Source organism: Vibrio sp. 1288 (assembly GCF_033344475.1).
Map to the genome: position 1 here is coordinate 154,008 of NZ_JAWPOX010000010.1, position 8,235 is coordinate 162,242.

An 8,235-nucleotide genomic window follows, 5' to 3' on the forward strand; every position below is an offset into this window, starting at 1 on the left:
TTTCCTGAGCGCATCGCCCTCTGGGAGGCTGGTGGGATTGCTCGTCAGAACGCTCAAATATACGGCATTACATAGGACTTGAATTATGCGTGAAGCGAAAATTTATCGTTATAGCTTGCCCATGGATAGTGGTGTCATCCTACGTGACAACAAGCTAACCGAACGTGTTGGTTATGTTGTTGCGCTTTCCGAAGATGGTAAAACAGAGCTTGGAGAAGTCGCTCCTCTTCCTTGTTTTAGCTTAGAGAGCACCGAAGATGCGGGTGTTCAGCTACAAGAACAGGCGGAGCGTTGGGTAGCAGAGTTGGATGTGGATTATGCCAAGATGTACCCGTCGGTTGCGTTTGGTTTATCGATGGCACAGCTTGAATTAGCTGGTGGCTTACCACAACAAGGTAAATACCAAACAGCGCCACTATGCACTGGCGACCCAGATGAGCTCATTCCAAAGCTGAACGAGATGGAAGGTGAGAAAGTCGCTAAGGTGAAAGTTGGACTTTATGAGCCAATTCGCGATGGCATGCTTGTGAACCTTTTTCTTGAATCAATCCCTCAATTAACGCTTCGACTCGATGCCAATCGCGCTTGGACACCAGAAAAAGCGCAGCAGTTCGCTAAGTACATTGCTCCGTCTCTGCGTCAACGAATCACGTTTCTAGAAGAGCCGTGCCGCTCTCCTGGCGATAGTCTCTCTTTTGCGATTAATACTGGTATTGCTATCGCTTGGGATGAAACATTGCAAGATGCGGTTCGTCGTGAAGATTTCCGTCTTGAAGATCTAACTGGTGTGAAAACGATCATCATCAAACCCACACTCATTGGTTCAGTGGATTTTTGTATTACACTGATAGAGAAAGCGAAGTCACTGGGGATGAAAGCAGTGATTAGCTCGAGCATTGAATCCAGTCTCGGTTTAACTCAATTAGCGCGCTTTGCCCAATGGCAGCTGCCTGATGAAGTTCCAGGTTTGGATACGATTGGCTTATTCAAAGCTCAGCTAGAGCAGGGCTGGCCTAAGTGTGAACTTCCCGTTCTTCCTCTAAAAGACCAGGAGATTGTGTGGCATTCTGCGTAGACAATATTGCGAAGGCACCATGGAAATATTGGGCTCAAACGAGCCCTTTTTCTATTGCACTCAAGACATCAACAGAAGTATTAAACTGGCAACAACTCTCGAAGCGTATTGACCAATACACTCACTATTTGAATGACTTGGGTGTAACTCGGGGGGATGTGCTGACTTTGGTTGGCAAGAACCAAGTAGAAACACTGTTGTTTTATCTTGCCTCCAAACAGTTAGGCGCGCTCGCTGCGCTGACCATGGAACAACCACTAGATAAGTTGCAGAGTAAGCTTGCTACACTTTACAGGCCTGATCAAACTCGGTTTATCTGGTTTTCTCAGGAGTGCGCTTCGATCTTTTCTGAACATGATATACAAAAACTCAAGGCAACATTGCTTTCACCGCCTGTAGTATCACAGCAAGAGAGTGATTCGTTGACTGAAGATAGCTATCATCATGACCGGCTCGCTTCAGTAGTATTTACTTCTGGCTCTACAGGGGAGCCTAAAGCTGTGGTTCATACACATCGACAGCATCTTGCGTCTGCAGAGGGCTTGTTGCAGGAGTTCATTTTCACTCAGCAAGATGCTTGGCTGTTATCGCTTCCACTGTATCACGTCTCTGGATTAGCGATTGTCTATCGTTGGCTATATGTCGGAGCAACACTAAAAGTCGGTTCAGGGAAACTTGTTGATGATGTTCAGGGCGTATCACACGCTTCTTTGGTTGCGACTCAGCTCAAACGGTTATTGGATGATGATGCACATTTGTCATTGACACATGTGCTACTGGGCGGCAGCCACGTTGATCACGAGTTGGCACTACGAGCAACAGGGCAAGGCATTGAGACATGGTTAGGTTATGGGATGACGGAGGCGGCCTCTACCGTTACCGCAAAGAGAATTGACAGCACCAGTAATGCTGGACATGTATTGAAGCACCGTAAGATAAAATTAGTTGACCAACGCATTTTTGTTGGCGGTAAGACATTAGCGGCAGGGTATTTCCATCAAGGACATGTTACCCCATTTCTGGATGAGAAAGGCTGGTTTGACAGCAAAGATCTTGGCGAGTGGCAAGGTGATGAATTAAAGATAATCGGCCGTGCCGACAATCAGTTTATCTCTGGTGGTGAGAATATCCATTGTGAAGAGATTGAAGCCGCTTTGAACCAAATTGATGGTGTAGTGCAGAGTATAGTGGTTCCAGTCGAAGACGCGGAGTTTGGTCATAGACCAGTAGCTGTGATTCAGACCAATGGATTGCGCAGCAAATCGGAGTATGACCAGCATTTGCAATCAAAATTAGAGAAGTTTAAATGGCCAGTGGAATACCACGTAATGCCACAAACTCTACTAGAAGGTGGGATCAAAATTTCGCGTAAGGCAGTGAAAGAGTGGCTGCTGTCATCACTTCAGCATTAGTCAATTTTGCTATGTATTAGTCATAAAGAGAATTTCGTATCCTAATAACTCTGAATCATAATTATGCTTCTTCGTGGAGAGAAAATGCATAAGGTTCAGGATGGCAAAGCTAGTTTTAATTGCGGCAGTAGCACTACAAATTGGTATCGCGATAAGTAGTGAAGGGCTAGCCCGCTCTGTTGCAGAGCTAACGGCATTTTTGATCGCTATTGCGTTGGTCGTTATATACAAAAATAGCAAACGGGAAATGCCGTCCCCTCAACGCGATAAGCAGACCACCAATATCTAAAACAGTAACCAACTTAGAGAAGTGGTCGAAATTAACACCCACAGAGTCACACCAAACAACAGCGGCTTAGCTCCAGCTGACTTGAGTTTTGAAATTGAAATGCTGCAACCTATCAAGAACAGACATACAACCAACGCTTGCTTTGCTCCAATGAAAATGCCGTGATAGACCATTTCAAATTGAGGAAAGAAGTCGCTAAACGCGATAGCTGCACAGTACCAAAAAATGAAATAAGGGATAGCTAGTTTTTTCTTTCCATTCTCTTTTTGGCCTCTTGAAAAGATGACGGCACTGATCAAAGCAACAGGAATGATCCATAAAGCGCGCGCGAGTTTCAATGTTGTTGCCGTCGTTAGTGCTTCTTCCCCATAGGCCGAGGCAGCCCCGACAACAGAAGATGTGTCATGAATGGCAATCGCAGCCCATGTGCCAAACGTGTGTTGATCTAGCCCTAAAGCATGTCCAATCACAGGAAACACAAAGAGTGCAATGGAGTTCAGGACAAACACTGTTGCCAGTGCTAATCCAATCTGCTCGTCTTTCGCTTTAATCGCCGGTGCCACAGCAGCAATTGCGCTACCACCACAAATTGCAGTACCTGATGAGATTAAGTAAGCGGTTACTCGCTCCAATTTAATTACCCTGGCAATGAGAGTGCCCATGATCAGTGTGCCTGTAATAGTGGCGATGATCAGGCCGATACCATCCGATGTGACTGCAAGTGCTTGCTCAAAGTTGATGCCAAAGCCTAAGCCAATAATCGAGTAAGACAGCAGCTTTTTAGTAAAAGAAGCGATGGGCAGCTCGGAAGGCACAAAACCAAAACTTGCGAGTAGAAAACCGATAACTAGAGCAATGGGAGAGGAGGCAAGAGGGGTTAGACAAAAAAGTAACGCCAATCCAAACAGGAGGTAGTTTCTATTCAAGGTTTTTATTCGCTGTTGTGAATGAAAGGGAGAGTATATCGCACTGGGTGTGGTGAGTTTGTCTTAATGATTTGAACACATGTTCAGTTATTCTAAACATGTGTTCAAGCGTATTTTATCGCCAGTCGCCTCTGAGTTGATGCACTTTATCGAACATTGTTTTTGCCGTTGCCTCATTTGGTGGCACTGGTTGTCCTGCTTCAATTTCTAGCTTTGACCAAAATCGAGTCGGTAAGCCACAGCATGCGCGACCTTTTGCGCGGCTGAAATAGCTTCCCCATAAGCCTTTAAGTGCAACAGGTATGACAGGTACTGGACTACGACGTAGGATTATATCAATACCGCGCATGAATTCATTCATTTCACCATCTGACGTTAATCTTCCTTCAGGGAATATACAGACGATATGACCTTCGCTTAGCGCGGCTTCCACATCGTTAAATGCACGTCTGATAGAGCTTCTGTTACTCGCTGAAATTGGAATTACCCCAGTTCGACGTAAAAAGCGCCTTAATGGAGGTAGGTTGGCGTAATCTTCCTCCATCACAAAACGAATCAACCTTGGGCATACGGCACTAAGTAGCAATGCATCCATGTAGCTTACATGATTACATACAATCAATGCCCCACCATGCTCGGGTAGGTTGTGTAGATTCTTATGCTTAACTCGATAGATGGTGTGCGTAAGCATCCACATGACAAAGCGAACTACAAAAATAGGAATTTGCAAAAAGATGTAAGCGGCGACTAAGAAATTTAAAATGGCTAACAATGCAAACAGCTGAGGAATTGTCATCTTGATTACACTTAGGCACACAATACCTAAGACAGCGCTGCCGACCATAAACAGAGAGTTAAAAATGTTGAGCCCTGCGATGACTTGAGCACGTTCGGTTTCCTTTGCTCGATGCTGCATTAATGCGTAAAGAGGCACGATAAATAAACCGCCCGAAGCGCCAATCATCAATAGGTAGAAAAATAATGGCCAAAAAGGCTCATATCTAAAGAAGTCTACAAAGTTATGGAAAGTAGGTAGATCATTGGGAATGGAAGTGGCCATTAGGTACCCAAATGCCGTAATGCCAAAGGCACCAATTGGCACAATACCGACTTCGATACGATGGTTTGAGATCCAATTGCAAAGTAGCGACCCTAGCGCGATACCAATGGAAAATAGAGCGAGCAAGAAAGACACCGCACTCTCGGTGCCATTTAGGTAAATCTTAGTGAAATTCGGAAATTGTGTTAGATATGCGGCGCCTAAAAACCAAAACCAGCTTATTGCCATTATGCATTGAAAAACAACTCGATCGGATTTGGCGATAGAGAGCGTGTGTTTGGTTTGCTTGTATGGTTGCCAACGAAAAGAGAGATTGGGCGCGCTGGCTGCAGCAAAGGGGATTGAGCGGCTCGACAAGTAGCCTAACAATGCGAAGATCACGACACAAAATGCGGCAAGGTATTTTGCGTTGTCTGCAGAGGCAATAATCCCAGCGCCTAAGGTGCCAATAAGGATGGCGATAAAGGTACCAGCTTCAACAAGAGCGTTGCCGGGCACTAACTCTTTAGCATTTAACTTTTGAGGCAAAAGGGCATATTTAACTGGGCCAAAAAATGCTGACTGTGTGCCCATTAAAAACAGTAGCAATAAAAGCACACCATAACTTTCGGTTATGAATCCGATGGCACCCAAGAGCATGATGGCTATTTCAAATAGTTTAACCTTACGAATAAACCATGACTTTTCATATTTGTCGGCTAATACGCCAGCGGAAGCAGAGAACAAAAAGAACGGTAGAATGAACAAGCCTGCCGCAAGGTTGATGAACAAATTGCTCGAAATAGGCAGTGCACTGGAGCCCGCGAATGCGACAAACAACAGCAAAACGTTTTTAAAAATATTGTCGTTGAAAGCGCCAAAAAACTGAGTAATGAAATAGGGCAGGAACTTTCTCTGCGTAAGTAACGACGGCTGTCTGTCGGATGACATGGATAATCCTTTGTTACCAGTTCGTGAGATAGTTAGAAAGAAGATTACTGATCAACTCTTTGCCATCAATAGGTTCACTAGAGAAAAACTTATCATCAACACTGAGTAAAGTAATGCCATGTACGCCAGACCAAAGGACTCGACTCGCTTGAATCACTTCGGATTCAGTACGATGTGGTGCGATTTGAGCCAATAGTGACTCTAGCATTCCCGTCATACCATCGATACGTTTGGCATGCCATTCCGGAAGTTCTGCTCCATTCATGTTGTGTTCGAACACTAACTGCCAACGGTATGGGTGTTTTTGAGCAAAATCGTGGTAGCAATAAGCGAGTTCAAAAAGCGCTTGATGGGAGTCTTTGCTGTCATTAGTCGCTTTGCGTGCTTCTTGAGATAACTCATCTAAAGTTTGAGCGACAACATGAAGCAACAACAAATTATAATTACCAAAAACATTTACCAATGTGCTTGGCACGTAACCAATCATGTTAGCGATTTTACGAAGACTGAGTTCGTGGTAAGAATTCTCATCTAAAAAGTTTTTGACCGTTGTTAACGTCAAATTCACTAACTCTTCTCGGGTGTGATCGTTTCTGCGCGCCATACTCTCAAACTACTTTATTGAACATCGTTCAATATGATAGTCAGCTACCTATTAACCGTCAACAAGGCAATGTGTCCAAGTGCCCTCAAGGTGTAGGATTCTGAGCTGTGTCACTGATTCTAATTCAAGTAAAACAATCTGGAGTATTAGTGAACTTATTCCATACTTTTTTTACATTGATCAAGCGCCTTCAGCTGAATTGTAAGCAGTGTGAGCAGTCTGCATTTTTGGCAATATTCTGATACATGTCAGCTTCTATAAGCTATTTTCATCAATCGGTATACAGAGTATGATGACTTAAAAATCATCTTTGGCGTGCTACTGTTTGAAACAACGATTGTTTCGTCTTGAAAATGGGGCACTATCTTAGATAGCTAACTTTAAGGATAACGATGAAACGTTTATTTTCTATTGTTGCTTTATTGATGTTTACTGTTGCTGTAACGCCTATAGCGGAAGCGAAGAAGTTTGGTGGCAGTAAGTCTTTCGGTAAGAGCTACAAAACTGCACCAGCACCGAAACAACAGCAACAAAACACCAATACGGTCGGCAAAGATCAGACGACAAAGTCTTCAAGTAAGAAAGGCCTTATGGGTGGTCTGCTAGGCGGACTTCTTGCTGGTGGTCTACTTGCTGCATTCTTTGGCGGTGCTTTTGAAGGTATCCAGTTTATGGATATCCTAATTATTGGTTTGATTGCCTTTGTCATCTTTAAACTAATGCGCGGTATGCTAGGTGCGAAGCAGGGCAGTATGAACCAGCATCGTCAACAGCCTGCATTTGGTGGCAACGCATCTAAGTTTGAGCAACCAAACATGCAAAACTTTGAGCAACAACCAAACACAAATAATGGTGGCTTTGGTGGTTTTGGCGCTCAAACAGACGTACCACATAACTACCCACCGGGTTTTGACCAAGCAGCGTTCATTAATGGTTCTCGTGAACACTATCGAATCCTGCAAGGTGCGTGGAATCACAACCAGTTAGAAACTATTGAAGAATATGTTTCTCCAAGCTTGTTTGAAGACCTAAAAGCAGAGCGCGCGAAGCTCGACGGTGAGCAGCATACTGACGTAATGTACGTTGATGCGGAGATCGTCCGTGCTGATTACGATGCAAATAAAGCACAGCTTAGTCTGCAGTTTAGCGGTCGTTACCGTGACACAGTAGAAGGTGTTGAAGAAGAAATCGAAGATATCTGGCACCTAGAGCGTGACTTGACTACGCCTAATGCGCCATGGTTAATCGTTGGCATTCAAGGCTAGTCACCTTTAAACCAATTTAGTCACTAGTAAAAATCCCGCATCCCCTGCGGGATTTTTTGTACCTATCATTTGTATTTCTTGTACGTGTTTTTATACAAACATCACTAATTGAGTCCGCTTGATAACTTTTGCTCTAATTTTGCGAGCCCACTTTTTCTAGTAAGTCCTAAAGTGTTTTCCTATTTATATTGAACATTCATATTAAGGCCATACGAACTAACAAAATCAAAATAGCTAGTACATTGTTTGTAGGGTAAAGATCTGCTCCTCAGCCTTTTGTTTGTGGAGTTTCACATGGGGTTGGTTGCTTTAGTGAGATTGAGTATAGGTTATACCAATCGTAGTAAATAACTGGTCATTCTAGCTTGTTAAAATACTCGATAACTGCGTTGCAATTTTTGATTGTAGAATAACTACTTATCAAAAAATTGCGCCTTGTTCTCAAGCATTTTCCCTACGCTATTTCTGTTCACTTATTTACCGTGATAGGTATTCAATCGAGCAGAGTTTCGGTTAGGAGTGAAAGGTTCGTTGTAGTAGGACTATGCTATCAAGATCCTGAAACGAAAAAAGCCAGCTCAATGAGCTGGCTTCTTCAATATGGTGGAGGGGGACGGATTCGAACCATCGAAGGCAGTGCCGGCAGATTTACAGTCTGCTCCCTTTGGCCACTC

General features: G+C 43.8%; 7 protein-coding genes. 4 read left to right on the top strand and 3 right to left on the bottom strand.

Features of this window, described 5'->3' with window-relative positions:
• Positions 1–85 precede the first annotated feature (85 nt).
• The 3 genes from menC (at position 86) to R8O11_RS10075 (ending at position 2,776) form a co-directional block, all read left to right on the top strand.
• The gene (gene menC, locus R8O11_RS10065; protein WP_318194108.1) at positions 86–1,075 is read left to right on the top strand and encodes an o-succinylbenzoate synthase; all 990 of its coding nucleotides are present in this window, start codon (positions 86–88) and stop codon (positions 1,073–1,075) included.
• On the top strand, positions 1,060–2,487 hold the full coding sequence (gene menE / locus R8O11_RS10070) for an o-succinylbenzoate--CoA ligase (RefSeq protein ID WP_138939405.1): 1,428 nt from the start codon (positions 1,060–1,062) through the stop codon (positions 2,485–2,487). The genes menC and menE overlap by 16 nt, the downstream gene beginning before the upstream one ends.
• A 100-nt stretch (positions 2,488–2,587) precedes the next feature.
• Positions 2,588–2,776 (top strand): hypothetical protein, encoded by a 189-nt coding sequence (locus tag R8O11_RS10075; protein WP_158173745.1) that lies wholly within the window; start codon positions 2,588–2,590, stop codon positions 2,774–2,776.
• Here R8O11_RS10075 and R8O11_RS10080 read toward each other — a convergent pair.
• From R8O11_RS10080 to R8O11_RS10090, 3 genes are all read right to left on the bottom strand, one after another.
• Complete coding sequence (locus R8O11_RS10080; RefSeq protein WP_005384270.1) at positions 2,773–3,702, bottom strand: YeiH family protein; 930 nt, start codon at positions 3,700–3,702, stop codon at positions 2,773–2,775. The genes R8O11_RS10075 and R8O11_RS10080 overlap by 4 nt on opposite strands.
• A 115-nt stretch (positions 3,703–3,817) precedes the next feature.
• Positions 3,818–5,692 carry an MFS transporter gene (locus R8O11_RS10085; protein WP_318194109.1) on the bottom strand — a complete coding sequence of 625 codons (1,875 nt, stop codon included), beginning with the start codon at positions 5,690–5,692 and terminating at the stop codon, positions 3,818–3,820.
• A gap of 13 nt (positions 5,693–5,705) precedes the next feature.
• Positions 5,706–6,296: a TetR/AcrR family transcriptional regulator gene (locus tag R8O11_RS10090; RefSeq protein WP_005382308.1), complete on the bottom strand. Its 591-nt coding sequence runs from the start codon at positions 6,294–6,296 to the stop codon at positions 5,706–5,708.
• A 392-nt stretch (positions 6,297–6,688) separates the two neighbouring features.
• Between R8O11_RS10090 and R8O11_RS10095 the strand changes: the two genes are divergently transcribed.
• Complete coding sequence (locus R8O11_RS10095) at positions 6,689–7,561, top strand: Tim44 domain-containing protein (RefSeq protein ID WP_054577992.1); 873 nt, start codon at positions 6,689–6,691, stop codon at positions 7,559–7,561.
• The last annotated feature ends 674 nt before the right edge of the window (positions 7,562–8,235 follow it).

What these genes read in the sequence shown, in the direction of transcription:
- menC (WP_318194108.1), top strand. Translation starts at nt 86, where the DNA reads ATGCGTGAAGCGAAAATTTATCGTTATAGCTTGCCCATGGATAGTGGT.
- R8O11_RS10095 (WP_054577992.1), top strand. Translation starts at nt 6,689, where the DNA reads ATGAAACGTTTATTTTCTATTGTTGCTTTATTGATGTTTACTGTTGCT.
- R8O11_RS10075 (WP_158173745.1), top strand. Translation starts at nt 2,588, where the DNA reads ATGGCAAAGCTAGTTTTAATTGCGGCAGTAGCACTACAAATTGGTATC.
- R8O11_RS10085 (WP_318194109.1), bottom strand. Translation starts at nt 5,692, where the DNA reads ATGTCATCCGACAGACAGCCGTCGTTACTTACGCAGAGAAAGTTCCTG.
- R8O11_RS10090 (WP_005382308.1), bottom strand. Translation starts at nt 6,296, where the DNA reads ATGGCGCGCAGAAACGATCACACCCGAGAAGAGTTAGTGAATTTGACG.